The following is a 25,920-nucleotide window of genomic DNA, read 5'->3' as shown; positions in this document are numbered from 1 at the left end:
TTATCTATTGCTGACGGCCCAATTGATCACAATAACTTTCTAGATCTTTACTCGCTTTTGATGCGGTTTTATCGAGCGAGGCTAAGTTATTTTCAACAAAGGCGGCAAGTACCGCAGGTCTGGCGCTTTGAGGAATATTTTTCTGTTCCATAACCGTATCGAAGGCGGTTGAGTATTCTTCCCGTGCTTCTGGCGTCATCGAGTTAAGTTTTTCCCATAGGGCGGTGAAGCCTGCGCTTTCGCGGCTGGAAGGGGCAAGCGCGCCAATGATTTCTAGTATGGTTGAGAGTCCCGCTCCAGCCGTTTGGCCAGCGGCGCTGGATGCAGCATTACCTATATAGGTGCCTGCACCATTAGGTATCAATATCCCAGCAATGTAGGTGCCGGTAGACCAGTTTTGGGCTGAGCTTGCTCGTTCAATAGCTTGATCATCCATAATGCCGGATGCTTCGCCTATACGTGCTTCATCAACGGCGCGGATCGATTGAAGTAAGCCCGGGAGGCCCATAACGGCACTGGTACCAGCCCCTGCGAGTAGGCCTAGTACTAAAGGCGTGCTTGCCCCTCCGGTAATGATACCTACCGCTATGCCGGCAGTGATACCAGATATTGACCGTACCCAACTTTCGGTACTAAGTTGTGATTCACCTCGGCTGACGGCTTGATTGATACAGAGAACAATAAAGCTGCTTTGACTAGCGCCGAGTGAGCGGATAAGGCTCTCTTTTGCGCCGGGAAGTTGGGAGATGGTTTTGAACAGGTTTTGCGGGGCTATAATGCGAAAGTTTTCTAGGGTATCTGTGATTAAGCGGCTGGTAGCGCGAATACTGCTTGCCATTCTTTCGGTGCTATCTAGTGCGACAACCGATTCTATACCTAGACCGTCCATGACTTGCTGTCCGGCACGTTGAATGGTTTGGTCGGGTGAGGATAGCATTGCTCGTAAGCGGGCTTTCCATTCTTGTAGTTGTGCGTCGTTAGATGCCAGCGCATTGAGTGATCTAACTGCTTGATCCATCATGCTGACGGCTTGGGAGTGGGTTTCCCAGGCTAGTTGACCGCTTAACGAGTCTCTAACTTTATCGCGCAGGAATACATTAAGGGTGCCTCGATGGTCTTGACTCATGTTTGCGTAGCGGCGTCCGATGGCATTCCAGATATTATTGTTTACTTGGTCTTGAGTATGGCTAGCCGCAAAGGTTCTAAATGCTTGGGCGCGAAGTGCTCGGTTAAATGAATCGGTATGGTCGACGTAGTGTTCAAGGCTGTTAACCGAATCCCAGAAGTAACCCTCATCAATAGGGTGCGCACTAAGCGTGGCGACAATGCGGTCAAATGCACTAATCGTAAGTGATTGTTGGGGCGTAATTCGGTTGTTTAAACCATCGCTACCGGCGCGGGATAGCGCGGCTGATACATCGTGTCCTGGATTGCACATGTTGCCTCCTTCTGGCGATTTATAGCCAATTTTTTATATAGGTATTTACTGCATTTGATCCATCAATTTAGTGCTTTAACCTGTGTCTTTTTATTGGTCGGAAAACTGACCATTCTTGATCGCATTTTCTATGTGGGGTGTTAATTGTTCTGATAGTGCATTTAACTGTGAGGCATCTAAGTTAGATTGGTTACTTAGCTGTCGAAGAGAGTTTTGTAATCTAGAGCTACCCAGTAGATCGTTTTGTGCAGGTGATGATAATGAGCTTCCTAGTGAGCTTAGTAATTGCTCAGGATTTAGGGCTTGCTGTAGGGACTGCTCTGGTGTTTGCTGCTCGCTTTGTCTTTGTTGTGATGATTGACTAGCAAGGCTTCGCAGCATATTGGCGAGTTGGGCAGCTGAAATATTCATAATATTTGTCCGTTAAACCTTTATGGTTAAGACTTGCTCCGCTTCTATCAATTCGCCCGCCTGTGGAGCTGTGGCGGTGACGATTTTGCTATCAGATACATTTTTAGGGCTGACGTTGTAACTAATACCTAAGCGTTGGAGTAGCACTTTTGCGGTGGCCAAAGGCTGCCCAGTTATATTCGGGACAATATTAAGATCATCCACCTGCGTAGGTGCGGGCACAGGTAGGAATTTAATGGTCAGTTTGCTACTGGCCTGTACATTAAAATCGTACTGGTTTTGGTAGCTAGCATCGACGGTCGTGCCTTGTAGTTCAGTGGTTCGTTTGCCATTGCTGTCTAAGGTTTGTCTCAATGAGAGGGCCATATTGATCTCAGCGGTAGCCTCTGGGATAACATACCAAGTAGGGCGGTAACCGATGTTTCTTAACTCGGTGATGGTTTCGTCATCACTGCGGTAGATTTCCTTCATGTTTTCGATGGTTTTAGCGTCGATGGCGTACTGAGCATTAGCTATGCCTGTACCGATTTCGGCGACCATATCACCAAGGGGTGCTGCTAACACATCCTGAAAGATATTCTTTTGTGACATGTTTAAGCTCCTGTACTGGGGGAAACCCCGATAATTAACATGATTTCAGTGTCGCTATCGATTGCTGTGCCAGCTTTAGGTGATTGGCTAATAATTTTGCCGGTTTCACTTTGCTGTTCTTTTGTTAGTTGTTGGTTGTACCACTGGGCATCGAGCTGCATCTCATCGAGTCTTCGATTAGCTAAGCTGCGGGTATAGCCGGTTAAATCTGGCATTTTGGTTTGTTGGTGAGTAACGGGTTCTTGGTGGCCTGAAACATCTAAATCGAGTATCAGTGTTGAGAGCATAGCGGGATCAATTAAGGTTAGACTATTCGCGTCTTTGACGAGTCGAATCTTATCTTTACTGCTACCGGGCAATACTTTTAGATCCATGCGGGCGCTTTTTAGTTGGAAGCGGCCATTGTTGGCAGTATCGGCTTTGTTAAGCGCAGCCATAGCTGATGAGATCATTTCATCCTTATTAAACTCTTCTGTTTTTAAGGTTGCTTTGGCATTTGGATCTATTCTTTCGAGCTCTTTTATGCGGCCATCTTTTGTTTTTAGTTGTTCGGCTAGATTTTTATTTTGTAGCTGAAGCGTAGATAGTTGCTTTGTTATGGCAGGATCTATCTTTGCTGTTTGAGTGACTTTTCGTAGCTGGTCAATCTCAAGCTTTAACGTAGATTCCGCTTTTTTAGTTGCTTGTAGCTGTTTTTCTAGTGCTTGATTAGATGTCTTAAGGGTGTTTAATTGTTTTACGCTTTCGGTGTTACTGGCTGCTGGAATCCCAGTAATTGATGTTGGGATTGTATGGAAGATGGTGTTAGCAACCGTTAGAACAGGACTGAAACTGACTTTTACGTTGCCAAAATCTAATTTTGCGCTGCTATAGCTTTTCGGTGTGTTGGTTAGGTTGAGCCAGTTATTTTTGTGTTGAGTTCGTAGCAAGACGCGCGGTAAATATCCTGTAAGGTTTACACTGCCTTGTGCTTTGAATAGACCGCTTGCGAGTGTTTTACCCGAAGCAATACGTTGTATTCGACCATTTGCAGCGTAGAAACAGACATCTACAAAGGCATTTTTCAGGGCTTTGCCGTTACTATCAAGAAGTTTGGCTGTAATTGTCAGTGCCATTATTTATCTCCTATTGATGTCTGTATAGCAGTGTTTCGGTTTGCGAAAGCAGGTCAGCAGTAATGGCGATGATCTGGTTTTTTGCTTCTGTTTTGGCAATCTGGAGTTGGCAGCTGGCGTAACCCTGGGCATCGAGCTCTAAGGTGGCTAGATTGAGTTTTGTGCCACGGTTTAATGAGCCTCTTTTCTCTTGTTTGTTAAGCTTGTTTGATAGTTCTCTATCTATATTGATCTCTGCTGTGCTGTTGCCTAATGGTTCGCCTAAACTGTCTTGGCAACGTATCTCTATCTTCACTTGGTTTGTGGCACTTTTTACGGCAGATAAGGTAATGATGGGCGTTGGGCGTCCCGAATCGATTGGTGTTGCGATCATTACTCCACGGATGACGCTACTGGCACTTTGTGTCTGATTAGTGGATGTGGAGGGTCTGAAAGCTAGTTTTGTCTTTTTGTACGAGCTTTGATTGTTGCCTTCAGATGAGGCGGTTGATGTCATATCAAGCTTTAGCTCAAATTCCATTTTAGGAATGTGGTAAACAAGCGCTTCTTGGCCGTATGCATTAAGCACGGGAGTTTTGTTAAGCCTGCTTTGGGCTTGGGTTAGGCCATCAGCCAGATTGATCAGGAAGTCATCTAAATTTTGCCCTTGGGCAACCTGATTTGACATGTTATCTACTCCACCTATTCATTGGATCTAAAATCCCCAGCGGGCATTTTCTGCTCGCCTATCCATTTGTTTTTGCAGTGCGCGTTGTCGCCGTTTCTCATCGTCTAACCGCTGCTGGCGCGCTTCTTCTTTTCTACGAGCTAAGAGCGTTTGAAGTCTGTTTTGGCGTTGTTCTAGCTCTTTTTCCTCTGTGGCTTTTCTATTATCCTGCTCTTGATCGGTAGGCTTTTTCTGTAGCCTCTCTTCCCGCAGTAAGTATTCGGCCAGACGTTGTTTGTTTTCTAACGCTACCTTCTGTGCTTGTTGTTTTTGTAGTTCTATACGTTGCTGCTCAGCCGCTAAACGTTTTAATGCTTCCTGTCTTTGTGTTGCTAAACGTTCTTGACGTTCACGTTGTAACGTTTCGCTGCGTTGTCGCTGTAGTTGTTGTTGATTTAAAGCCTCGCGTTTTAGTTGGTCGAGCTTTTGTTGGCGTTGCAGTTTGTTTTTATGGTCAATTTTTTTGCGAATAAGCTGCGCCGTTTTTAACGCTTTTGCTTGCTCTTCTTTTTGTTGTTCTTGTTTACGTTTTAGCTTTGATTGTTCTAGCCATCTTTTCTTTTGTTCTGCCAAGAGTAGTTCGGCTTTGGCTGCTTGCTTATCTTGTAGGCGCGATTTAGCTGTGTGAACAGGCATAGGGAAACGTAGGCTATCCCAGCTATTCTCTTCTGCTTTTGTGCGCCCTAATAACTGATCCATCTCCTGTTCAAGGGTTTGGTGGTGCTCTATCAGATGTTTAAGCTCATCTGAGACTTGATCCATTTGCAGTAGATCAGCCAGTGATTTTTTTTCGCTTTCAAATAGCGGCGTAGTGGAAGATTGAGGTGAATCGTTTACATCCTCTTCTTCCAGTAAGTCGCTCCAGTCAAGGTAGTCACTCATCGCTTAGGCTTTGTTATTCTGAGTCAGGTTGGTTTCTCTCAACAATAGCTCTAATGCGCTCTTCTAAAACCGCCGGTGGTGGCGTAGGCATAATGCGGCTTCGCATTAAACTGGAGCCTTCTGCCGAGTAGTTGTATTTGTTGGCATAGCGAGCACTGACTGAGGTGGTTCTCACTTTGGCATGTGCGCCTATGATAAAACCGGTCGCTGTCGCGCTCACCGACTTGCTCGAACTCTTACGTTCGAACTCGGATTGTTCGGTAAAGCTGATCGATATTTTTATCTCTATGGTGGTGTCGGTAAATTGATAAAATGTGGGTGTGAAACCCAGCTCAATTAGGGACATTTTCTGGCCATCAAAATGAACAAGGGATTCTTTTTTGGTGACTGATGTAGCGCCTGTAATGGGGTCTATTTCGGTGACTTCATATTCACCGCTCATCATCTGGGCGAGGCGTAGACCGCTTTCATCCATCGCATATTGTGCTTCTGCGATTGCCATCCCCATACCGGTGATCATTTCGCCAAAAGGTACATCACTTAATTCACGTCCAATGCTTCTGCGAGGCATAATCTGTTGCTCCTATATTAGTTTGACATTAGGTCTCATCGGATGGGTTGTCGTTATCGAGTAGTGCACGAACACGCTCTTCAAACATAGCCGGTGCAGGAATTGGGACTAAGTTACAGCGTAATAAACTGGCCCCTTCGGCACTGTAGTTGTATTTGCTTGAATAGGTAGCATCGACAGTGGTTGTACCTACTTTTGTTTTGCTGCCAAATAAACGGCCAAAGAAGCTTGAGCTTTTTTTGTAGTTGTCGCGGGTGCTATTAGTTGTGGTTGTACGTTCAATCTCACGAGACATTTTGATCGCAATTTTTACTTCAATAATGTTATTAGTGAATTGGTAGAATGTAGGTGAAAAGCCTAATTCCATCATGCTGAGCTTTTGTGATTTACCCTCTTCATCTTTACCAAAATATACCCGTGTATCTTCAGTACCAGTGATGTTACCGCTGTCGTCGAGTATAGGTAACCGTCCGCCCATCATTTGGGCTACATGGACACTGGCTTGGTCTAATTCGTACTGGGCATCGGCGATAGCAAAGGCCATCTCTCGGATCATCTCCCCCATGGGGACATTTAATAAATCTCTTCCTATGTTTGACATGAGTTAACTCCTATAAATACCGCGAATTTATTCGTTGGTGTCGTTGTTATTGGTTGAGACGGGTTGCCGACTGGCAAGCCAATTTTGAAAAGCGTTAGGGGGTGGAATTGATGAAATTCTGGCTGTGATTGAGCTGCTTGCTTCAGAAGAGAAGCTATATTTGTTACTGAAAGATGCACTGACCGTCGCGGCAAACATAACGAAGTAGGCGGTGCCGCCAGCCATGACTGAGGTGCCAAAACTGGCTTCTCTGCTGGTTGAGGACGATAGGGATACTTTTAGGTCGATGGTGGCTTCAGTGAAGTGATAAAACACGGGGGCAAATCCAAGGCTAATTAGCGATTGTTTTTCACCATCCCCCACATCGACTCCATGCCCTTCCGCATCACCGAGTTGCATCGCCATATTTATAGAGTTGATATCGAGCTCACGTTGCGCTGAGGCAATAGCGGTACCCAACTGATTAAGAAGTCCTGGCAGTGGAGATTGTTCTAAACTTGCCATCACTTTGCTATGTGACATTTTAGTGCTCCAGGTTAGCCGTCGGTGTCTGTATCGCCATTGTCGGTCGGTGTGTCGTTATCCGTAGGCGTATCACTATCAGCTGGGTTAACCGGAATAGGGTCAACTAATGGCGCGGGGTTAGGATCGGATGAGATGCGCCCACCGCCGTTGGCCGCGTGTGTTTTTATGGCATCTAAAAATGCTTGCGGTGGTGGAACTGAGCGCATAGTGGTTTTTATACGGGAGACGGCCTCCATATCAAATTCATATTTGTGATGTAGGTCGAATGAGATGCTGCCAGCAAATGCGACAGGGAAGCTTGAATTTTCTGGTGTTCCGGCTTCTAGTTCACCGCCAATATCTATGCCTGATTCAACACGTACGGAAATGGTTACTTTGAATTCCATCTCTGTTTCGGTGAAATGATAAAATTGCGGGATAAAGCCTAGTTCAAGTAGGCTCCTATCTCGTGGTACGCCTTGCGCATCGTTGAAGGTTACTTGTGTCTCACTAAGTAGGGTAGCTGCGCGCACGGAGGTCGCATCGAGTTCATATTGTGCGGAGGCGATTGCTTTCGCTGTGTTTTCGATAAGCTTAGGGATCGGCACATCCATGAGTGCCTGTCCCGGTGTCATTCCGGCGACTTCGTTATCAAAATTCATCATACTCTCCCTTTGTTGATTAGCTTGGGCTAATCGGTTGACCTATGCACAGATCTATTGCGTTTATTACTGCACTTATGCAGTAAGAGAATTCCTTTCTACAGCAATGTATAAATTTGTATTGGCGCTCAGTTTTAAGCTAAGCCAAAGGCTTTAGCGCCTTCTCGAACAAGTCGGTCTGATAGATGAAATAACCCTAAGCCTTGTTGTTCTTGAGTTAAGCGGCCTGATGAGGCGCTGCTATACCTATTTATACGGTTTAATATGGGTTGCAATGTTGCTTGTTGTTGGGCGGTGCAGAGTGAAATGAGGTGTTTGTTCTGAGCGCTAAGTTGATCGCGCATATCAAGTTTGACTAACAAGCAGAGTTTCCTCATTTCCAGTGTAATCTGATCTTTTTTGGCTTCTGTAGATAAACTATCTTCAGCTTCAGCATATTGTTGAAGGCAGTGTTCGCAAATATCGAGTGCTGTATTGAGCTGGCCACATAATTCTAAGCATTCCATGCTTAATTCGGCTAAATAGCGTTGTAATATCAGTTGAATATTTTGCCGCATCGCTGCTTGGCTTAGCACGTGGATAGCTTGAACTGCGGGTTCATATTGTCGCCGTTTTAGAAGGGAAGCGATCTCCTCTAAGGCGCCGCCAAAACTGATTTGTTCAGCATCCATGACTTTATTGACCTTTAGATTCGGTTGTTGGAATTAAGCGTGCCATTAGTCCCGCTTTCTTTGCTTCGTGTGTAATCCACTGTGCTTGATGGATATTAGCGGCTAAAGGGATTGTGCTTGTGCCCTCTTTAGGTACTGGTAGCAGTATTGTTCTTCCCATAATGCTGTTAAGCAAATTGCTTAGAGCTTGTTGGGTGTTTGAGGTGAGATTTTTGAATTCGATATTATATTTCTCTCCCGCCACTGATATTGCGCTACCTTGGCAGCCCAGTTCGTACATTGCCGCGAGATGGGTTTGGGCGTTCTCAAGCGGAATAGAACGTTCTAATACAATAGGTAGGGAGTCGATTAGTTTTCTATGAATCTTTTCTGGAATTGAGAACTGTTCAGTTAACCAATTTGAAAAAGAGTCGAAATCTAGTTCTGAAGACACGCTATCAAGGGTGAGATTAAACCTAAAATAATCATGGTTCTGGATAATTACAGGGAGATGAAGTGATGTAGCTTTTTGCCAGATATCTTGTGCTGAGCTGTAGCTTAAGTTGTTAGCTGACCACTGTTTACAGGTGACTTCATTAGAATTGGGTTTAAGGCCTAGGCTGATATATTGGCTTCGGATTGACTCATTATAACTAGGCATAAAGGCCATTACAGTATAAAGCGCCGTTGCAGGTGCTGAGGCCACTAACTCTATACCCGGTTTACTAAAGCGTCGGATAAGGTCTGCGGCAACCGTTTTGGATAGACGTCCCAAAAGTATTGCCGGAACTTGGGTCAGGCTTTTGACAATTTCTTCGCCGGTTTGTCCTGTAAATGCTGCAATTTCAGCAGCAAACTCGGCGGCGTGATCAAACTTTTTGATGTGAGCCGCTAGTTCATACTGTGTTGTATCGGTATTTATAACGACATCATTGCCGACAATTTCGCAAGGTAGTTTGAAGTCGCTGAGCGCAGCTTTTAGTTGTGATGCTCGTTCTTGGCTGAGATTAGATTGGAGTATAGAGGGCGAGGTAAGTATTCGTTGAATACACTCTTGTTTAGAAAGACCGAAATGTTGATGAGCTGCACTAATGGTCAATGCATTAGCGTCACCTATGCTGTTAACTTGTAACTGATATCCCTGTGACTGCACGTTATTCTCCCTGAATGCCCTGCTGCATAAAACACACTGTGATGTGCTTTGTGGAGTAAACTATTGCACTAGAAATGATCAAAATCAAGAGATGTAAACGTATATTTTAAACGCTTGTTTGTCTGAGTATAAAATAGGGGATTAAGAGAAATAAGCTGAGTGCTTAATAAGTGGTTGATTCTATGAATGGTTGTCGATTTTTACGTTGCAGTGCAGCGTGATTGAAGTTCATTGAATTGAGCGATGACATGAGAAAACGTATACACGGGAGGAGGGCGGCACTTAGGCAAGTACCGCTGCTCAATTTATCTAGCCGCCATTAAACGCTGTTTTTGTAGTGCCCAGTCTTTATCTTTATCAGCAGCACGCTTGTCATGCTGTTTTTTACCTTTGGCTAAGGCTATTTCACATTTAATGTGATTACCTTTCCAATAGAGCGCAAGTGGGACGCAGGTAAGACCCTTGGCATTGATCGCGCTAATGATTTTAACTAGCTCTCGATGATTTAAGAGTAGTTTTCTTTGACGTGTAGGGTCCGCGACCACGTGGGTGCAGGCTGTCTTTAATGGTGTGAAATGGGCGCCAACAAGCCACGCTTCTCCCTTATGAATATTCACATAAGATTCAACGAGCTGTGCGCGACCTTCGCGTAAACTTTTTACTTCCCATCCAGTCAGCACTAAACCCGCCTCGAATTTATCCTCAATAAGGAACTCGTGACGTGCTTTTTTGTTTTGACAGATGGTGTTGCCTGATGGGGCTTTTTTCTTTTTAGCCATGGCGGGCGATTATATAGTGCAGATCAAAGCAAAGAAAGCAGTTCTAATAATATTTACCGTTGTGTTAAATGGCGTTGCTGTACTTTATTTAATGGATGGCAAGTGATTATTTTTCGTTGTGCTTTTGAGGTATAGATGAAAGAATTTCGCTATCTGTTGATCATAAGAAGAAATAGAGAGCTATCAGCTTATGCAAGACAAAACATCTATTCATGGTGCTTGGACATCTCGTTGGATCTTTATATTAGCGGCTACGGGATCAGCTGTAGGCTTAGGTAATATTTGGAAGTTTCCCTATATCACGGGTGAAAACGGGGGTGGGGCGTTTGTTTTAGTTTACCTCTGTTGCATTCTTCTGGTGGGGGTTCCCATCATGATGGCCGAAGTGCTTATCGGACGTCGGGGGCGTCAAAGTCCTATTAATGCGATGAAAAGTGTGGCGCTTGAAGCTGGACGTCCTCAGTACTGGTCGCTTGTCGGTTGGACGGGTGTACTTGCGGGTTTTATGATTTTTTCTTTCTACTCTGTTGTCGCGGGTTGGGTGTTGTTTTATATCGCGGGGATGGGGGTTGGGGACTTTATCGCTATAGGGAGTGCGGATGCAGGCTCTGTATTTAATGACCTGTTAGGCGATCCTCAGACGTTGATTATCTGGCACTCGATTTTTGTCATGATGGTGATGTTAGTTATTGTCGGCGGCGTTAAAAAGGGGTTGGAAAATGCGGTTAAATTTCTTATGCCCGCATTGTTTTTCTTATTGCTTGTTATGTTGGGTTACTCTTCGCAAACGGAAGGATTTGCGGCGGGTTGGGACTTTTTGTTTCATTATGACCCATCTGAATTAAGTTGGGATTCTGTGCTGGTGGCGTTAGGGCACTCCTTTTTTACCTTATCTTTAGGTATGGGAGCGATCATGGCCTATGGGTCATATATGCCGAAGAAAACTTCTATTGGTGGTGCGGTTATCTGGATCGCGATCATGGATACTTTGGTTGCTTTGATCGCGGGATTGGTTATTTTTCCTATCGTTTTTTCTAATGGTATGGATCCAGGGGCTGGGCCCGGTTTGATGTTTGTGACTCTGCCTGTTGCGTTTGGTCAGATGCCCGGCGGTCAGATTTTTGGTTTTGTGTTCTTCTTGCTGGTGGGTATCGCTGCTTGGACCTCTGCGATCTCTCTAATGGAGCCTGCGGCGGCTTGGTTAGTTGAAAAGTTTAATTGGCATCGCATTCCCGCATGTATTGTTTTGGGTTTGATTGTTTGGGGCATGGGGATTGCTGCTTTAGGTTCATTCAACTTTATCTCTGATGTGAAATTGCTTGGATTTAATGTATTCGATTTCCTCGATTTCATGACAGCCAATATAATGTTGCCACTGGGTGGCTTGTTTATTGCTATTTTTGCCGGCTGGATTATCACGCGGAATATAGTGGCCAATGAGTTGGCAATCTCTTCCCCTCTGCTGTTTAATGCGTGGTATATTGCGTTGCGTTTTATTGCGCCTATAGGCGTGTCAGTGATTTTTGTTCTCAATTTAATTGAGAAACTTAAGTAGGGACATTTTGTTGGTATGGCTCAGGTAGATCGCAGTGCATTGGTGTTGCACACTGCAGAACAGATGTTTGATCTTATTAATGATGTAGAGCGTTATCCTGAGTTTTTGCCTTGGTGCTCTAAAACTGAAGTTGTCAGTCGCTCGGATGAGGAGTTGATCGCAACTCTGTATTTGTCTAAAGCAGGGCTCAAATACAGCTTTACGACACGTAATGAATTAAAACGCCCTAACCAAATGACGCTTGAATTAGTAGAAGGCCCTTTTTCCTCTTTAGTTGGTATTTGGGATTTTAAAATTCTCAGTGATGAGGCATGCAAAGTAAGCCTTAATCTTCAGTTTGAATTTTCTGGTAAAATTGCATCCCTTGCGATGAGCAAAGTATTTAATCAAGTAGCGACGACTTTAGTTGATGCTTTCGTAAGCCGCGCTGATGAAATTTACGATTAAGAGCACGATATGATTGTAGAAGTTGCGTTTGCATTACCCACAGAACAGAAAATCATTTCATTAAATGTGCCGGATGAATGTACAGCTTATGAAGCCGTGATTAAATCTGGTATCGTCGAGATTTTTCCGGAAATTGATCCAGAAACGGCGCCTATGGGTATTTTTTCCAAAGCGATTAAAGATCCTAAGGAAACTGTTTTGCGTGAAGGTCAGAGAGTAGAGATCTATCGACCTTTGATCGCAGATCCTAAAGAGGTTAGGGCAAAACGCGCAGCTAAAATGAAAGCAAAAAAAGAAGCTGAAGCTGCTGCGCGCTAGCGGGTTTAATTTTCGCTTTTACCACCGCCTGGGCGGAAGTCACCATTCAGGCCGGAGAGCTTGCCATCTTTAAAGTAGAGGGATATACGCTCGCGAATATAGCCTTCATCGTTTTCTGATCCGCTTTTCTTGCTATATAGATAATCCCAGCGGCCTTCATGGAAGGTATCGGTCATTAGTGGGCTGCCCATAATGAAACGGACTTGGTTTTCAGTCATTCCTGGGCGTAATTGGTCAACCATCTCTTGGTTAACAACATTGCCTTGTGGAATATCAATTTTATAAACCCCAGGAAAACCGGAACAGCCAGACAGTGCTATAGTGAGCACTGCGATAATAAGTAGTTTTTGCATCTGTTTTTGCTTCCACAATTGTGCGTAAATGCGGATAATAAAGATTCGTACGCATTTGAACAAGTTATTAAGCTTGTTATGCTTACTTGTTAACACCAAATAGCCTAGAGAATTATTATGTCACTTGAAAATCAGGAACTTCGAAAAGCGGGCCTTAAAGTTACCCTGCCTCGTGTAAAAATTTATCAAATACTGGAACAAGCCGGTGAAGGTGATCATTTCAGTGCTGAAGATATTTATAAGTTGCTGATGGAAAAGGGTGAGGATGTAGGCTTAGCAACAGTTTATAGAGTATTAACTCAGTTTGAAGCTGCAGGTTTAGTGACACGTCATCACTTTGAAGGTGGGCACTCTGTTTTTGAATTGGCGCGTGATGAAGCACATGATCATATTGTTTGTGTTAAAAGCGGTATGGTAAGAGAGTTCAATGATCCGCGTTTGAATGTTCTATTAAACGAAATTGCTGAGTCTATGGGGTTTGTTGTTACGGATAGAACACTTTACCTATACGGTATCCATAAAGATTCTATAGGTAAAAAGTAAGCGTTAATTCTCAGCTACGGTGAATCCTAAAAGACCAGCTATTAAGCTGGTCTTTTAGTGTTTGTTATAACCATTTTATTTTTAAGGTTAATGCTGTAGATCTAACATCTCCTTAGCATGCTCAATGGAACGTTCGGTAATGGATATGCCGCCAAGCATGCGAGCGACCTCTTCTATCCGTCTTTCTTCTGTTAATTGATCTATCTGGGTATGGGTCTGCTGCTTGTCGCTACGTTTGCTGACAAATAGGTGTTGATGCCCTTGTGATGCAACTTGTGGTTGGTGGGTGACACAAAGAATCTGTGCGCTTTGGCCTAATGTTCTTAATAGTTTACCGACAACCTCAGCTATAGCTCCACCTATACCTACATCAACCTCATCAAAAATAAGTGTGGGGGTCGTAGATGTTTGTGCTGTGATCACTTGAATAGCAAGACTGATACGGGACAGTTCACCGCCGGACGCTATTTTGTTGAGAGGTTTTGCTGGCTGCCCTTGGTTGGTCACGATTAAAAACTCAATATCCTCTAATCCATTAGCGGTTGGTTTTTCTAAAGTGGATGGTTGTACAGTTAATGACGCTGCCGGCATGCCTAAGCTATGTAGCTGCTGATCGACAAGTTTACTTAATTGTTTAGCGCCTTTGTTTCGTTTTTCGCTGAGTTTTTTTGCGAGTTCGATGATCTTTGAATATGCACTCTCAACGGACGCTTCTAGCTGTTCAAGTTCTTCATCGGTACGACTAAGAGAGTTGAACTCCTGTTGAAGTTCTTTGTGCAGTGTTGTGATCTCGTCTGGTTTGATACGGTGTTTGCGTGCAATTTCAAAAATGGTTGATAAGCGTTCTTCAACCTCTTGCTGGCGTGTTGGGTTTATCTCCACTCTGTCTAGGTAGTGACGAATTTCGGCACTTGCTTCTTCCACTTGGATTAAGGCTGAATCCAGCATTTCGGCGGCTTGGCGAACCGAGGGGGATTCGGACTCAATATTAGTGAGAAGCTGACGACAGTGGTTTAGTGATTGCACGCAGTTACTATTTTCGTTGTCACTGGCGAGTCCTATAAACTCATGGCCAGTGCTCAGTATCTCGCCAGCGTTGGACAAGGTTTTTTGTTCTTGTTCAAGTTGCTTTAATTCGTTTTCTTGTAGAGCGAGTTGATCAAGCTCTTCAATTTGATAGCTCAACAATTGAATGCGGGACGTTTGCTCAGCGCTCTGTTCTGATAAGCGGGTCAGCTCTGTATTCAGTTTTGACCAGTGTTGGAATGCATGGCGTGTCTGCTCGGCCAGCTTATTGAGTCCCGCAAAGTCATCCAGTAGTGTGCGGTGATAATCTCTTTTTAATAAGCGTTGATGTTCATGTTGGCCATGAATAGCGATTAGGTGTTCGCCTAAGGCTTTGACCATGTTGGCTGGTGATGGGCGACCATTGATATAGCAGCGAGAGCGGCCATCTTTAGTGATCACGCGCCTTAAAATGCACTCTCCGCAGTTATCTAGATCATTATCTTGTAGCCACTGTTCTACGCTAGGTATCTCAGCAATATTGAAACTTGCTGTAATATCCGCTTTTTCAGCGCCTAGCCTTACAGTGCCTGCTTCGGCACGGTTACCCAAAGTGAGGCCTAATGCGTCCAGCATAATGGACTTGCCTGCCCCTGTTTCACCGCTTACGACAGTCATGCCTTGATTGAGTTCTAGATCAAGGCTTTCAACAATTGCAAAGTCACGAATAGTCAGTTGATTCAGCATAATAAATTACATGTGTTTTTATACAGTACTTTTATATAAGCTTTTTTGTGTGCTGATGCAATATTTATCTGAATTTACCTGAAAAAAAGTGCCTTCAAGTGTTGAAAGGTGTCTCTTTGGCCCCATATATGCTGCAAATGAAATTAACACCTAGACTTTCCGTGACGTTAACGCGGAGCTGGCTGGAGAGTAGCAATGGCACATGAAGAACAGACACCACAAGATAAGCAGCAAACAGAATCTGTAAATGATGAGCAACTTGATGCTGCAGAAGCAGCAGCGGAAAAGCTTGTTGATGAAAATGAAGTAAGCGAAGAGCAAGATGCTGAGAAATTAGCACAGGAGTTGGCTGCTGCAGTAGCAGAAGTTGAATCCCTGAAAGATCAGATGCTTCGAATTCAAGCGGAAGCTCAGAATGTTCGTCGTCGCGCTGAGCAGGATGTCGAAAAGGCACATAAGTTTGGTGTAGAAAAGTTTGCCAATGAAATGCTTCCAATTGTTGATAGCTTAGAACGCGCAATTGAGGCTTTTGGCGATGATGAAGCGCTTCAGCCTGTGCGTGAAGGCGTTGAGATGACGATGAAGATGTTTTTGTCTGGGCTTGAGAAGTTCAAGATGGAACAGGTTAGCCCTTTAGGTGAAACGTTTGATCCTGCATTACACCAAGCGATGTCTATGGTTGATGCGCCTGATGCGGAGCCTAATAGCGTTATAGCTGTCATGCAGAAAGGCTACACATTACATGGCCGTTTGGTGCGTCCGGCGATGGTTGTGGTTGCAAAAGGATAAGTTTTTTTTCGCTTGTAACCCTTGAAACCTCATAAAACGTACTTATATAGATTGCATAGCATGAGAGATAGTTGAGAGCACGACAGTGTAGCTATCTTTTACAAGTTTTAAATACTGTCCGTCGTAATCGGGCAGCGCGAATTGGAGCAGATACAAATGGGTAAAATCATCGGTATTGACTTAGGAACCACAAACTCTTGTGTTTCTGTTTTAGATGGTGACACAACTAAAGTTATTGAAAACGCTGAAGGCGATCGTACTACGCCTTCTGTTATCGCTTATACAGATGACGGCGAGATTCTAGTAGGCCAGCCGGCTAAACGTCAGGCGGTTACTAACCCAAACAACACATTGTTTGCGATCAAGCGTTTAATCGGTCGTCGCTTTAAAGATGAAGTTGTACAGAAAGACATCAAGATGGTGCCGTACAAAATTATCGAAGCAGACAACGGCGATGCTTGGGTTGAAGTAAAAGGTGAAAAATTAGCTGCACCTCAGATCTCTGCTGAGATTCTGAAAAAGATGAAGAAAACAGCTGAAGATTACCTAGGTGAAGAAGTCACTGAAGCTGTAGTTACAGTACCTGCATACTTTAACGACGCTCAGCGTCAAGCAACAAAAGATGCAGGCCGTATTGCGGGCCTAGACGTTAAACGTATTATTAACGAGCCTACAGCCGCTGCACTGGCTTACGGCATGGATAAGTCTAAAGGCGATAAAACAATCGCGGTTTATGACTTAGGTGGTGGTACGTTTGATATCTCTATCATCGAAATTGCTGAAGTTGATGGCGAGCACCAGTTTGAAGTGCTATCTACTAATGGTGATACATTCCTTGGTGGTGAAGACTTTGACTCACGCTTGATTGAATTCTTAGCTGCGGAGTTTAAGAAAGATACAGGTATTGATCTGCACAACGATCCTCTTGCGCTACAGCGTCTTAAAGAGGGTGCTGAAAAAGCTAAAGTTGAGCTGTCATCTGCACAGAGCACTGATGTTAACCTGCCTTACATCACAGCCGATGCGTCAGGTCCTAAACATCTTAATGTTAAAATTAGCCGTTCAAAACTTGAATCTTTGGTTGAGGAACTTGTTGAACGTTCACTTGAGCCTTGCCGTCTAGCACTTAAAGATTCTGGCTTGAGCATGTCTGAAATCGACGAAGTTATCCTTGTTGGTGGTCAGACACGTATGCCAATGGTTCAGGCAAAAGTATCTGAGTTCTTCGGTAAAGAGCCACGTAAAGATGTTAACCCTGATGAAGCGGTAGCAATGGGTGCTGCGATTCAAGGTGCGGTACTTGCCGGCGATGTTAAAGACGTTCTACTTCTTGACGTAACGCCGCTAACGCTAGGTATCGAAACTATGGGTGGCGTTGCTACTCCAGTTATTGAGAAGAATACGACTATCCCTACGAAAAAGTCTCAGATCTTCTCAACTGCCGATGACAACCAGAACGCTGTGACAATTCACGTTGTTCAGGGTGAGCGTAAGCAAGCATCACAGAACAAATCACTAGGTCGTTTTGACTTGGCTGAGATTCCACCGGCACCACGCGGTGTTCCACAGATCGAAGTAACTTTCGATTTGGATGCAAACGGTATCTTGAATGTATCAGCTCAAGATAAAGCGACAGGTAAACAGCAATCTATCGTGATTAAATCATCTTCCGGTTTAAGTGATGATGAAATTGATCAGATGGTTAATGATGCTGAAGCACATGCTGAAGAAGATAAGAAGTTTGAAGAGCTAACTCAGGCTCGTAACCAAGGCGATGCCATGGTTCACTCCGCTAAGAAAACAATGGAAGAAGCGGGTGATAAAGCGACTGAGGAAGAGAAAGCGGCTGTTGAAGCAGCGACTGCTGAATTGGAAGAAGCTTTGAAAGCGGATGATAAAGACGCGATTGAAGCTAAAACAACAGCATTAACTGAAGCGATCTCTGTTGTTGCACAGAAAATGTATGCTGAAGCTGCACAGCAAGCTGAAGCTGCTCAAGGTGCAGCAGGAGAGGAACAGACCGGCGGTAACGATGATGCAGTAGATGCAGAATTTGAAGAAGTTAAAGACGACAAAAAATAAGTCGTATTAAACTGATTTAAATGATCTATCTAGCATTGGCTTTCCGGTTTTTATAGCCGGAAAGCAGTATTACTCGGCACCGCGGGCTTTATGCCCGCGTTGTCATATCCGGCATTAAGCCCTGACAAGTGTTGTGACCATGTCGAAACGAGATTATTACGAAGTATTAGGTGTTTCCCGAGATTCATCTGATCGGGATATCAAAAAAGCTTTTCGCCGCATGGCGATGAAGTATCATCCGGACCGTAATCCGGATGATAAAGAGTCTGAAGATAAGTTCAAAGAGGTGAACGAGGCCTACGAAGTACTTTCGGATGCCCAGAAAAAAGCAGCTTATGATCAATATGGTCATGCAGGTGTAGATCCCAACATGCGTGGTGGTCAAGGTGGCGGTTTCGAGGGTAACTTCTCAGATATCTTTGGGGATGTCTTTGGGGATATCTTTGGCGGCGGTGGTGGCCGTGGCGGTCGTAGCTCCGTGCAGCGTGGCGCTGATCTGCGTTACAACATGGAGATGACGCTAGAAGAGGCGGTTCGTGGTGTTGAAAAAAGCATCCAGATTCCTACGCTTGTAGCCTGTGAAACTTGTGATGGTACCGGTGCTAAGCCTGGGACCTCTGCTAAGGTCTGTGGTACCTGCGGCGGTCAAGGCCAAGTACGTATGCAGCAAGGCTTCTTCTCTGTACAGCAAACCTGTCCTACCTGTCACGGTGAAGGTAAAGTTATCTCTGATCCCTGTACTGATTGTCATGGACATGGACGCAAAGAGAAAACTAAAACCTTGTCCGTTAAAATTCCTGCTGGTGTTGATACGGGTGATCGTATTAGGCTGGCTGGTGAAGGTGAAGCGGGTACTCATGGCGGTCCAGCGGGTGATCTTTATGTGCAAGTGCATGTTAAAGAGCATCCAATCTTTGAACGTGACGGCAAACATCTCTACTGTGAAGTGCCAATCAGTTTTGTGGATGCTGCTTTAGGGGGTGAACTTGAAGTTCCAACCCTTGATGGTCGCGTGAAACTGAAAGTTCCTACTGAAACACAAACAGGTAAAATGTTCCGTTTACGTGGAAAAGGTATTGCCCCTGTTCGTGGTGGTTCTGTTGGCGATCTGCTGGTTAAAGTGGTTGTGGAAACACCCGTTAAACTAAGTAGCCGTCAAAAAGAGTTGTTACGTGAGTTCCAAGATGAAATGGAACAAGGTACGCGTAAACACAGTCCTAAAAAGCATGGCTTCTTTGATTCCGTGAAGAAATTCTTTGAAGACATGACCTAAAAAGTTGTCCTAAATATCTACGTTGGCAGAATCACCTTCTGCCAACGAAGATATTTACAAGATCATCGGAGATGGCATGAGCCTGAATCCAGAATGCCGAGATTGGCTTTGGCAAGAAATTACCGCAGAAGCTGAACAGGAAGTGATTGATGAGCCTGTTTTAGCGGGTTACTACCACGCCAATATATTGGGCCATCAAAGCTTATGCTCTGCACTTGCCTACCTATTAAGCCGAAAACTCTATGACGATGCCGTGCCTGCGGTAACTTTCCGTTTAGTTATAGAGGAGGTCTTTCGTGATGCGCCGGAAATTATCGCGGCTGTTTGTGCTGATATAGCGGCGGTACGTACACGTGACCCTGCTATCGATAAATATTCTACTGTTCTGCTTTACCTTAAAGGTTTTCACGCTATCGAAGCCTACCGTGTCGCCCATTATATGTGGAATCATGGACGTAAAAGCATGGCGATGTATATTCAAAGTCGTGTCAGTAGCGTGCTTCAGGTGGATATACACCCTGGTGCGATCATCGGCCAAGGGGTTATGTTTGACCATGCAACCGGTATAGTTGTGGGTGAAACCAGTGTGATCGAAAATGACGTATCTATTCTGCAGTCGGTTACTTTAGGCGGAACGGGTAAGGCGACAGGCGATAGACATCCGAAGATTCGAGAAGGTGTTATGATCGCGGCGGGTGCAAAAATCTTCGGCAATATTGAAATTGGTGCTGGGGCTAAAGTTGGTGGAGGAAGTGTAGTGCTGGATGATGTTGCGGCACATACAACAGTTGTGGGTGTACCTGCCCGTGCTGTAGGTCATCCATCTTGTGATAAGCCTGCATTGGATATGGATCAAAATATTCTGCATGACAAAGACTAATGGAAAAAACGCATGATTAAAGTGGCAGTGACTGGTGCAGCGGGTCGAATGGGTAAAGCTAATATTGAAGCTATCCAAATGACTGAAAATGTAGAATTAGGGGCCGCTATTGTTGAGCCTACAAGTACCTTGATTGGTGCTGACGCAGGTGAAATGGCCGGCGTTGGTAAGTTAGGTGTTGCTATTAAAGGATCTTTGGCTGAGGTTGTGGATGATTTTGATGTGCTTATCGATTTTACCGCTCCAGAAGTAACATTACAGAATGTGGCTTTTTGTGCTGAAAATGGTAAACAGATTGTTATCGGAACAACCGGCCTAAACGATGAGCAAAAAGCGGTATTGCAGGAGCGTTCGAGTGACGCTGCTATCGTTTTTGCGCCTAATATGAGTGTAGGTGTTAATTTATGCTTCAAGTTGTTGGAAGTTGCCGCTCAAGCATTAGGTAATGATGATTACGATATTGAAGTGATTGAAGCTCACCATCGTCATAAAGTTGATTCACCTTCAGGTACTGCGTTACGCATGGGTGAAGTCGTTGCTGATACTTTAGGTCGAGATCTAAAAGAGTGTGCAGTCTATGGCCGTGAAGGGATTACTGGCGCGCGACCACGTGGTGAGATAGGCTTTGAAACAATTCGCGCAGGCGATGTGGTGGGCGATCATACCGTAATGTTTGCTACTGAAGGTGAGCGTATAGAGATCACTCATAAAGCCAGTAACCGTCTAACCTTTGCGAAAGGTGCGGTACGCGCATGTAAATGGCTAGAAGGTAAAAAATCTGGCTTGTTTGATATGCAGGATATTTTAGGCCTGAAATAACCCAGGTTGATGATTGATAACGAAAACCGCTTTTTAAAGCGGTTTTTTTATGCCTGCTTGTTCAGGTTTTGTGAAATAGCTGGCGCTGCCTAAAGGTGTGCAAGATTTGCCTAATGAACCCTTCGATAATCCTCCCTTCCTATGAGCTTAGGGGCCGTAGGTGCTTAAGTCGCTATTACTGCTTGATTGTGGTCTGTAATGGGGTTTTATATGAATCTTGCTAAGATTTTAGTAAGCAGATTAACACTCTTCTACGAGGGTAAAATAAATGTGGAAATTAGCCAAATAACTTGGACGATCAATGCCGCAGATCAATTTGTTTGTTATCCATATAAAGCAGACTGGAGCCATGACTCTATCTCTGATCGGTTAGGTGATAGATTGCCTGAATTAGGCTTTGAACTTGAGTGGTTGTTGCTTACTTTATGGGTGGCAGATCCTTATAGGTGTGATATAAACAGGTAAAAGTACGTGTATAAATTGAGTTTTTTTGTACCTGAAGATCATTTAGAAAGTGTTAAATCGGCCATTTTTACTACAGGTGCGGGCCGTATTGGTAATTACGATCAATGTTGCTGGCAAGTGCTTGGTCGTGGGCAGTTTAGAGCCTTAGAAGGTAGCACCCCTTTTATAGGTAAGTACAACGAGTTAGAAACCGTTTCAGAATGGAAAGTTGAATTGGTTTGTGATGATGAGTTTATTAAGCAAGCAGTCATGGCTTTAAAGCAGGCGCATCCATATGAAGAGCCAGCCTATGAAGTTTGGAAATTAGAAACGTTTTAACTCATATTCGCACAATTATGATAGGGAGAAAGTTGTGACGCAGCTGCTGGTTAGGTATTCACGAATTCTTGAGATAGTGGGCGATATAGTCAAAGTTCATGTGCCACTGTCTGAGGAAGGTATTTCACCTATATGTTTTGGTGATCTGGCGTTAATCGAAAATGATGAGAATCGTGGTCAGCATGCCAGCTTGGCACAAGTAATTTTACTCGACAAAGATGCCGTCTCCCTTCAGGTGTTTAGTGGTACTAAAGGTCTCTCTACTCATTCTGTTATTCGCTTTTTAGGGCGATCAATGGAAGTTACATTCTCTCCTAATATTCTGGGTCGCGCCTTTTCTGGCACAGGGAGAACTATTGATACAGGCCCTGCATTAACAGAAGAACCTAAAATTGAAATCGATGGTCCGACAGTGAACCCCGCACGTCGTGTCTTAGCCTCTCATATGATTCGCACTGATGTGCCGATGATTGATGTTTTTAATTGCCTAGTTGAAAGCCAAAAAATCCCTATATTTTCAGTAGCGGGAGAGCCCTACAATCAGCTATTGGCTCAGATCGGTACGCATGCTGATGCTGATGTGGTTGTGTTTGGTGGGATAGGGTTAATCTTCGATGATTACTACTTTTTCCGTCAAGCCTTTGAAGAGGCGGGTGTTCATGCACGTACAGTTATGTTTGTACATCAAGGTTCAGATCCAACTGTTGAAGCGTTGCTTGTTCCCGATATGGCTTTGGCTGTAGCGGAACGATTTGCTGTAGAAGAGGGTAAACGTGTTCTTGTTTTACTAACTGATATGACAGCTTATGCGGATGCGTTGAAAGAGGTAGGCATCTCTATGGAACATGTGCCTTCTAACCGAGGCTATATAGGTGATCTTTACTCTCAGTTAGCCCGCCGTTATGAAAAGGCTTGTGATTATAAAGGCGCAGGTTCAGTGACCATCCTCTCAGTGACAACTATGCCTGGCGATGATGTTACACATCCTGTACCGGATAATACGGGTTATATTACAGAGGGGCAGTTTTACCTACACAATGGTGTGATTGATCCTTTTGGCTCTTTATCTCGCTTGAAACAGCATGTAATCGGTAAAGTTACGCGCGAAGACCATAGCCAAATTATGAACACTATGGTGCGTTTTTATGCAGAAGCGCAAGATGCCGTTCAGAAACAGGCTATGTCATTTGAACTGAGTGAATATGATGAGCGCCTTCTGAAATTTGGTGAACTCTTCCGTCAACGATTTATGGGTATAGACGTTACTTTGCCTTTAGAAGATGCGTTGGATCTGAGCTGGGAAACCTTAGCTGAATGCTTTCATGACCATGAGTTGTTAATGAAACAAGTGCTGATTGATAAGTATTTCCCGAAAAAAGCCGATGTTCAAAGTAGTGAAACTCTTTAACAGTAAGGTAGATAAATAGTGGCAAAGTTAGCGCTTAATAAAACCACGCTCAATAAAGAGGGGCGGCGCTTAAAGGCTTTTAAGCAGTTTGTACCTGCGTTGGATCTTAAGCGTAAACAGCTATTGTCGGCCCGCCAAGAAGCGGTTGCTGCCTTGGCAAATAATCAACAACAGTTGGCGTTATTGCAGCAGCAAGTGGTTGAACAGTTACCTATGTCTGCGGATTCAAAAATTGATTTAAACTCACTGATACAGGTTAAACAGCTGTCTATTAATTATGTGAATCTAGTCGGATTAGAGTTACCAAAACTGGCAGTGTTTGAAGTTGAAATAGCAAAATATTCTGTATTGTTGCTACCCCATTGGGTCGATGATTTCTTAAATTTACAGACCAAAGCCTTACGAACTGAGATCGAAGTTAAGATCTATCAACAACGGTTAGAGTTGCTGGAGCTAGGTTTACAAAAAACCACACAGCGGTTAAATCTGTTTGATAAGGTTCTGATTCCTGAAGCACAAAAAAATATACGCAAAATTAGAATAGCGCTTTCAGATGCCGAGCGTGCTGGTGTTGTGAGAGCAAAGATTGCCAAAAATAAACGCAGGAGGATGCAGTTGTGAGTATCCTAGCGTTAAAAAAAGCTACCTTAGTTGGGCTCACTGAAGATAAGGCGCAGGTTTTAGATCAGCTCCAATCTTTAGGTGTAATGCATATTATACCTTTACAGGAATTATCCTCTTCGGCCCCCTCTCGGCATACTGAAACAAACTTATTGAAGGTGAGCCCAGAGCAGCTATATGAAAGTTTACATTATCTTTTAAATTGTAAACAAAAGCGGAAACAGGTTGTTAGTGAACGTCATTTTGACCTGCTATCTGTAGTTCAAGGTGTCGAGAAAAACCGCCGCTTACGTCTCGATCTTGTAGAACGATATGACTTCTTACAAAAAAGAATTAAAGATTTAACGCCTTGGGGAAGCTTTGAGTTACCGGAAGAGAATGAACTTTATGGGCAGCGCTTTTGGTTCTATTTAGTACCCAATTTTCGTATGAAAGAGCTTCAGGATGTTGAGCTTCCTTGGCAGGTGGTTCATCGAGATAATCGCCACAGTTATATCGCCGTTATCTCTGAAAAAGAGCCAGGTATCAATGTATTGCCTGTTGTTCGAACCCACACGGGTGCCGTGCCGCTGGTTCATCTCAAGCGAGAATTAGAGGATATTGAGATTGAACTTGAAACCGTTGAAGCTGAGCGTGAAGGTTATACGCGGTGGATATATTTGTTGCAGCGCTCCATTGCTGGGACTGATGATGCTGCACAGTTAGCGGAAGTCTCTAATCAAACATTAGATAGAGATGAAATTTTCGCAATTCAAGGCTGGCTTGCTGATGAGCATTTAGCGCAACTCCAGTTATTAGCGCAAGAGCAGTGTTTAGCGCTTCAAGTTGAGTCACCTAAAGAGGATGAGCTTCCTCCTACCTTGCTTGATAACCCTAGGGTGATAGCGGGTGGTGAAGAGGTGGTCAACTTCTTCCAGATGCCTGGCTACCGTAGCTGGGATCCTTCTCGTGTTGTTTTCTTCTCATTCGTTTCATTTTTTGCATTGATAATGTCGGATGCAGGTTACTCCTTACTGCTGGCCGCGATTTTGCTTTTCTATTGGCAACGTATGGGCACGACTGAAAGTGGTATGCGCCTGCGCGCTATGGGCTGTGCTTTAGCTATTGCTGGATTTATATGGGGTGTGGTTGTTGGCAGTTATTTTGGTGCTCAAGCCCCATTTGAATGGCTCCAAGGGCTTAAAATGTTAGACCTTAACGACTTTGATAGCATGATGTTGCTCTCGATTACCGTCGGTGCTATCCATCTGATATTAGGCAATTTGATGATGGCTTGGGTACGTAGGAAGTCGCTACAAGCTTGGGCCGCAATAGGCTGGGCAATCAGTATAGCAGTGGCTTTAGCCGGTTGGATTCAGGGCTTTACTGTTCTGCACTGGTTGTTTTTTGCCGTAGGATTAATGCTTGTTCTATGTTTCTCTTCTGCACGTAGTGGCTGGAGTGGGATGAGGCTTGTTGATGGTTTGTTAGCTTTAACAGGTATCACCAAGCTATTTGGTGATGTTTTAAGTTATTTGCGCTTATTTGCATTAGGTTTAGCTAGTGCTTCTCTTGCTATGACTTTTAATAAATTGGCTGTTGATGTTGCGGCTGCTTTGCCTGCCATTGGTCTTCTTTTTAAAGTGCTCATCCTTTTGGTAGGGCATCTTTTGAACTTTTTACTGACTGTAATCAGTGGAGTTATCCACGGTTTACGCCTTAATTTGATTGAATTTTATAACTGGAGTTTGGCTGATGAGGGTTATGCCTTTCAGCCGTTCGCTAAACAGGAGGTTTCACCTTGGATAACCTAATCATTGCTTTGGGTTGGGCTGGTTTGTATGGGCCTATGGCGTTAGGGGCTATTGGTAGCATGATTGGTTGTGCTCTTGCTGGGCAGGCCGCATGTGGTGCTTTATTAGAGACAGAAACAGGCCATGGCCGGTATATAGGTATTGCTGCAATGCCTTCATCACAGTCAATTTATGGGATTGTGGTGATGTTTGCTTTGAACCGTGAGATTACTGTTGATAATGCGCCCGGTTTAGCGGCAATAGGTTTGCTTTGTGGCTTAGCATTATTGTTCAGTGCTGCTTGGCAGGGGCGTTGCTGTGCTTCTGCAATTAATGTTGCAAAAATTCGTCCTGAAATCTTTGGTATGTCGTTAGCGCCTGCTGCAATTGTAGAAGGGTTTGCTGTTTTTGCGTTTATTTTTGCATTAGTTATCAGTGCCGGTGTGCCAGCCTAGGTGGTCA

The 25,920-nt window shown here is 44.2% G+C and carries 30 protein-coding genes; 15 read left to right on the top strand and 15 right to left on the bottom strand.

Going from position 1 to position 25,920, the window contains the following annotated elements; genetic code table 11:
• Nucleotides 1-4: 4 nt before the first annotated feature.
• The 13 genes from Q4486_RS06575 to smpB all read right to left on the bottom strand — a co-directional run bounded on the left by Q4486_RS06575 (nucleotide 5) and on the right by smpB (nucleotide 10,063).
• Nucleotides 5-1,438 carry a hypothetical protein gene (locus Q4486_RS06575; protein ID WP_303518843.1) on the bottom strand — a complete coding sequence of 478 codons (1,434 nt, stop codon included), beginning with the start codon at nucleotides 1,436-1,438 and terminating at the stop codon, nucleotides 5-7.
• A gap of 90 nt (nucleotides 1,439-1,528) precedes the next feature.
• The gene (locus Q4486_RS06570; protein WP_303518842.1) at nucleotides 1,529-1,849 is read right to left on the bottom strand and encodes a hypothetical protein; all 321 of its coding nucleotides are present in this window, start codon (nucleotides 1,847-1,849) and stop codon (nucleotides 1,529-1,531) included.
• A gap of 12 nt (nucleotides 1,850-1,861) precedes the next feature.
• On the bottom strand, nucleotides 1,862-2,440 hold the full coding sequence (locus Q4486_RS06565) for a PASTA domain-containing protein (protein WP_303416211.1): 579 nt from the start codon (nucleotides 2,438-2,440) through the stop codon (nucleotides 1,862-1,864).
• Between the two features lie 2 nt (nucleotides 2,441-2,442).
• Complete coding sequence (locus tag Q4486_RS06560; RefSeq protein ID WP_303416212.1) at nucleotides 2,443-3,555, bottom strand: PASTA domain-containing protein; 1,113 nt, start codon at nucleotides 3,553-3,555, stop codon at nucleotides 2,443-2,445.
• 10 nt (nucleotides 3,556-3,565) lie between these two features.
• Entirely contained in the window at nucleotides 3,566-4,222 is a 657-nt protein-coding gene (locus Q4486_RS06555; RefSeq protein WP_303518841.1) for a hypothetical protein, read from the bottom strand.
• A 27-nt stretch (nucleotides 4,223-4,249) separates the two neighbouring features.
• A complete protein-coding gene (locus Q4486_RS06550; protein WP_303518840.1) occupies nucleotides 4,250-5,143 on the bottom strand; it encodes a hypothetical protein in 894 nt (297 codons plus the stop codon).
• Between the two features lie 13 nt (nucleotides 5,144-5,156).
• On the bottom strand, nucleotides 5,157-5,714 hold the full coding sequence (locus tag Q4486_RS06545; RefSeq protein ID WP_303416215.1) for a hypothetical protein: 558 nt from the start codon (nucleotides 5,712-5,714) through the stop codon (nucleotides 5,157-5,159).
• A 28-nt stretch (nucleotides 5,715-5,742) separates the two neighbouring features.
• Nucleotides 5,743-6,315, bottom strand: coding sequence for a hypothetical protein (locus Q4486_RS06540; RefSeq protein WP_303518838.1), 573 nt, complete (start codon nucleotides 6,313-6,315; stop codon nucleotides 5,743-5,745).
• Between the two features lie 27 nt (nucleotides 6,316-6,342).
• Nucleotides 6,343-6,837, bottom strand: coding sequence for a hypothetical protein (locus Q4486_RS06535; protein WP_303518836.1), 495 nt, complete (start codon nucleotides 6,835-6,837; stop codon nucleotides 6,343-6,345).
• Nucleotides 6,838-6,851: 14 nt separating this feature from the next.
• Nucleotides 6,852-7,481 (bottom strand): hypothetical protein, encoded by a 630-nt coding sequence (locus tag Q4486_RS06530; protein ID WP_303416218.1) that lies wholly within the window; start codon nucleotides 7,479-7,481, stop codon nucleotides 6,852-6,854.
• A gap of 134 nt (nucleotides 7,482-7,615) precedes the next feature.
• Nucleotides 7,616-8,152, bottom strand: coding sequence for a hypothetical protein (locus tag Q4486_RS06525; RefSeq protein WP_303416219.1), 537 nt, complete (start codon nucleotides 8,150-8,152; stop codon nucleotides 7,616-7,618).
• Nucleotides 8,153-8,156: 4 nt separating this feature from the next.
• Nucleotides 8,157-9,284, bottom strand: a complete 1,128-nt coding sequence (locus Q4486_RS06520; RefSeq protein ID WP_303518835.1) for a hypothetical protein — start codon at nucleotides 9,282-9,284, stop codon at nucleotides 8,157-8,159.
• Between the two features lie 305 nt (nucleotides 9,285-9,589).
• Nucleotides 9,590-10,063, bottom strand: coding sequence for an SsrA-binding protein SmpB (gene smpB, locus Q4486_RS06515; RefSeq protein ID WP_067862561.1), 474 nt, complete (start codon nucleotides 10,061-10,063; stop codon nucleotides 9,590-9,592).
• A gap of 190 nt (nucleotides 10,064-10,253) precedes the next feature.
• Here smpB and Q4486_RS06510 point away from each other — a divergent pair, with 190 nt between their 5' ends.
• From Q4486_RS06510 to Q4486_RS06500, 3 genes are read left to right on the top strand one after another with little or no spacing between them, the layout of a single operon-like run.
• Nucleotides 10,254-11,618 carry a sodium-dependent transporter gene (locus Q4486_RS06510; protein ID WP_303518834.1) on the top strand — a complete coding sequence of 455 codons (1,365 nt, stop codon included), beginning with the start codon at nucleotides 10,254-10,256 and terminating at the stop codon, nucleotides 11,616-11,618.
• A gap of 15 nt (nucleotides 11,619-11,633) precedes the next feature.
• The gene (locus Q4486_RS06505) at nucleotides 11,634-12,065 is read left to right on the top strand and encodes a type II toxin-antitoxin system RatA family toxin (RefSeq protein WP_303416222.1); all 432 of its coding nucleotides are present in this window, start codon (nucleotides 11,634-11,636) and stop codon (nucleotides 12,063-12,065) included.
• Between the two features lie 9 nt (nucleotides 12,066-12,074).
• Nucleotides 12,075-12,383, top strand: coding sequence for an RnfH family protein (locus Q4486_RS06500; protein ID WP_303416223.1), 309 nt, complete (start codon nucleotides 12,075-12,077; stop codon nucleotides 12,381-12,383).
• Between the two features lie 5 nt (nucleotides 12,384-12,388).
• Here Q4486_RS06500 and Q4486_RS06495 read toward each other — a convergent pair whose 3' ends face one another.
• Nucleotides 12,389-12,736, bottom strand: coding sequence for an outer membrane protein assembly factor BamE (locus tag Q4486_RS06495; protein ID WP_303416224.1), 348 nt, complete (start codon nucleotides 12,734-12,736; stop codon nucleotides 12,389-12,391).
• 117 nt (nucleotides 12,737-12,853) lie between these two features.
• On the opposite strand from Q4486_RS06495, the gene fur reads away from it, so the two are divergent.
• Nucleotides 12,854-13,279 carry a ferric iron uptake transcriptional regulator gene (gene fur / locus Q4486_RS06490; RefSeq protein ID WP_303416225.1) on the top strand — a complete coding sequence of 142 codons (426 nt, stop codon included), beginning with the start codon at nucleotides 12,854-12,856 and terminating at the stop codon, nucleotides 13,277-13,279.
• An 87-nt stretch (nucleotides 13,280-13,366) separates the two neighbouring features.
• Here the strand turns inward: fur and recN are convergent, their stop codons facing one another.
• A complete protein-coding gene (gene recN / locus Q4486_RS06485) occupies nucleotides 13,367-15,031 on the bottom strand; it encodes a DNA repair protein RecN (RefSeq protein WP_303518832.1) in 1,665 nt (554 codons plus the stop codon).
• Between the two features lie 195 nt (nucleotides 15,032-15,226).
• Between recN and grpE the strand changes: the two genes are divergently transcribed.
• The 11 genes from grpE to Q4486_RS06430 all read left to right on the top strand — a co-directional run bounded on the left by grpE (nucleotide 15,227) and on the right by Q4486_RS06430 (nucleotide 25,913).
• On the top strand, nucleotides 15,227-15,820 hold the full coding sequence (gene grpE, locus Q4486_RS06480) for a nucleotide exchange factor GrpE (protein ID WP_303416227.1): 594 nt from the start codon (nucleotides 15,227-15,229) through the stop codon (nucleotides 15,818-15,820).
• Between the two features lie 156 nt (nucleotides 15,821-15,976).
• Nucleotides 15,977-17,902 (top strand): molecular chaperone DnaK, encoded by a 1,926-nt coding sequence (gene dnaK, locus Q4486_RS06475; RefSeq protein ID WP_303416228.1) that lies wholly within the window; start codon nucleotides 15,977-15,979, stop codon nucleotides 17,900-17,902.
• 139 nt (nucleotides 17,903-18,041) lie between these two features.
• Nucleotides 18,042-19,175, top strand: a complete 1,134-nt coding sequence (gene dnaJ, locus Q4486_RS06470) for a molecular chaperone DnaJ (protein WP_303416229.1) — start codon at nucleotides 18,042-18,044, stop codon at nucleotides 19,173-19,175.
• Between the two features lie 76 nt (nucleotides 19,176-19,251).
• Entirely contained in the window at nucleotides 19,252-20,055 is an 804-nt protein-coding gene (gene cysE, locus Q4486_RS06465) for a serine O-acetyltransferase (protein WP_303416230.1), read from the top strand.
• Nucleotides 20,056-20,067: 12 nt separating this feature from the next.
• Nucleotides 20,068-20,874: a 4-hydroxy-tetrahydrodipicolinate reductase gene (dapB, locus tag Q4486_RS06460; protein ID WP_303518831.1), complete on the top strand. Its 807-nt coding sequence runs from the start codon at nucleotides 20,068-20,070 to the stop codon at nucleotides 20,872-20,874.
• Nucleotides 20,875-21,084: 210 nt separating this feature from the next.
• Nucleotides 21,085-21,339, top strand: a complete 255-nt coding sequence (locus Q4486_RS06455; RefSeq protein ID WP_303518829.1) for a hypothetical protein — start codon at nucleotides 21,085-21,087, stop codon at nucleotides 21,337-21,339.
• Nucleotides 21,340-21,345: 6 nt separating this feature from the next.
• Entirely contained in the window at nucleotides 21,346-21,657 is a 312-nt protein-coding gene (locus Q4486_RS06450; RefSeq protein WP_303416233.1) for a YqfO family protein, read from the top strand.
• Between the two features lie 34 nt (nucleotides 21,658-21,691).
• Complete coding sequence (locus Q4486_RS06445) at nucleotides 21,692-23,065, top strand: V-type ATP synthase subunit B (protein WP_303416234.1); 1,374 nt, start codon at nucleotides 21,692-21,694, stop codon at nucleotides 23,063-23,065.
• A gap of 18 nt (nucleotides 23,066-23,083) precedes the next feature.
• Nucleotides 23,084-23,686 (top strand): V-type ATP synthase subunit D, encoded by a 603-nt coding sequence (locus Q4486_RS06440; protein WP_303416235.1) that lies wholly within the window; start codon nucleotides 23,084-23,086, stop codon nucleotides 23,684-23,686.
• Nucleotides 23,683-25,479 (top strand): V-type ATP synthase subunit I, encoded by a 1,797-nt coding sequence (locus tag Q4486_RS06435; RefSeq protein ID WP_303518827.1) that lies wholly within the window; start codon nucleotides 23,683-23,685, stop codon nucleotides 25,477-25,479. The genes Q4486_RS06440 and Q4486_RS06435 overlap by 4 nt, the downstream gene beginning before the upstream one ends.
• Entirely contained in the window at nucleotides 25,467-25,913 is a 447-nt protein-coding gene (locus Q4486_RS06430) for an ATP synthase subunit C (protein WP_067862529.1), read from the top strand. The genes Q4486_RS06435 and Q4486_RS06430 overlap by 13 nt, the downstream gene beginning before the upstream one ends.
• Nucleotides 25,914-25,920 lie beyond the last annotated feature (7 nt).

This window comes from Neptuniibacter sp. 2_MG-2023 (genome assembly GCF_030547495.1).
In the GTDB taxonomy this organism is placed as follows: domain Bacteria; phylum Pseudomonadota; class Gammaproteobacteria; order Pseudomonadales; family Balneatricaceae; genus Neptuniibacter.
Note: the sequence above shows the minus strand (reverse complement) of the source record. Positions and strands in the feature narration are given on the sequence as shown.

Coding starts and splice junctions, on each gene's coding strand:
- grpE (WP_303416227.1), top strand. CDS start 15,227: ATGGCACATGAAGAACAGACACCACAAGATAAGCAGCAAACAGAATCT.
- Q4486_RS06550 (WP_303518840.1), bottom strand. CDS start 5,143: ATGAGTGACTACCTTGACTGGAGCGACTTACTGGAAGAAGAGGATGTA.
- Q4486_RS06535 (WP_303518836.1), bottom strand. CDS start 6,837: ATGTCACATAGCAAAGTGATGGCAAGTTTAGAACAATCTCCACTGCCA.
- Q4486_RS06545 (WP_303416215.1), bottom strand. CDS start 5,714: ATGCCTCGCAGAAGCATTGGACGTGAATTAAGTGATGTACCTTTTGGC.
- dnaJ (WP_303416229.1), top strand. CDS start 18,042: ATGTCGAAACGAGATTATTACGAAGTATTAGGTGTTTCCCGAGATTCA.
- Q4486_RS06555 (WP_303518841.1), bottom strand. CDS start 4,222: ATGTCAAATCAGGTTGCCCAAGGGCAAAATTTAGATGACTTCCTGATC.
- Q4486_RS06510 (WP_303518834.1), top strand. CDS start 10,254: ATGCAAGACAAAACATCTATTCATGGTGCTTGGACATCTCGTTGGATC.
- cysE (WP_303416230.1), top strand. CDS start 19,252: ATGAGCCTGAATCCAGAATGCCGAGATTGGCTTTGGCAAGAAATTACC.
- Q4486_RS06505 (WP_303416222.1), top strand. CDS start 11,634: ATGGCTCAGGTAGATCGCAGTGCATTGGTGTTGCACACTGCAGAACAG.
- Q4486_RS06455 (WP_303518829.1), top strand. CDS start 21,085: ATGAATCTTGCTAAGATTTTAGTAAGCAGATTAACACTCTTCTACGAG.
- fur (WP_303416225.1), top strand. CDS start 12,854: ATGTCACTTGAAAATCAGGAACTTCGAAAAGCGGGCCTTAAAGTTACC.
- Q4486_RS06500 (WP_303416223.1), top strand. CDS start 12,075: ATGATTGTAGAAGTTGCGTTTGCATTACCCACAGAACAGAAAATCATT.
- Q4486_RS06565 (WP_303416211.1), bottom strand. CDS start 2,440: ATGTCACAAAAGAATATCTTTCAGGATGTGTTAGCAGCACCCCTTGGT.
- Q4486_RS06560 (WP_303416212.1), bottom strand. CDS start 3,555: ATGGCACTGACAATTACAGCCAAACTTCTTGATAGTAACGGCAAAGCC.
- dnaK (WP_303416228.1), top strand. CDS start 15,977: ATGGGTAAAATCATCGGTATTGACTTAGGAACCACAAACTCTTGTGTT.
- Q4486_RS06540 (WP_303518838.1), bottom strand. CDS start 6,315: ATGTCAAACATAGGAAGAGATTTATTAAATGTCCCCATGGGGGAGATG.
- dapB (WP_303518831.1), top strand. CDS start 20,068: ATGATTAAAGTGGCAGTGACTGGTGCAGCGGGTCGAATGGGTAAAGCT.
- Q4486_RS06525 (WP_303416219.1), bottom strand. CDS start 8,152: ATGGATGCTGAACAAATCAGTTTTGGCGGCGCCTTAGAGGAGATCGCT.
- Q4486_RS06495 (WP_303416224.1), bottom strand. CDS start 12,736: ATGCAAAAACTACTTATTATCGCAGTGCTCACTATAGCACTGTCTGGC.
- Q4486_RS06575 (WP_303518843.1), bottom strand. CDS start 1,438: ATGTGCAATCCAGGACACGATGTATCAGCCGCGCTATCCCGCGCCGGT.
- smpB (WP_067862561.1), bottom strand. CDS start 10,063: ATGGCTAAAAAGAAAAAAGCCCCATCAGGCAACACCATCTGTCAAAAC.
- Q4486_RS06530 (WP_303416218.1), bottom strand. CDS start 7,481: ATGAATTTTGATAACGAAGTCGCCGGAATGACACCGGGACAGGCACTC.
- recN (WP_303518832.1), bottom strand. CDS start 15,031: ATGCTGAATCAACTGACTATTCGTGACTTTGCAATTGTTGAAAGCCTT.
- Q4486_RS06570 (WP_303518842.1), bottom strand. CDS start 1,849: ATGAATATTTCAGCTGCCCAACTCGCCAATATGCTGCGAAGCCTTGCT.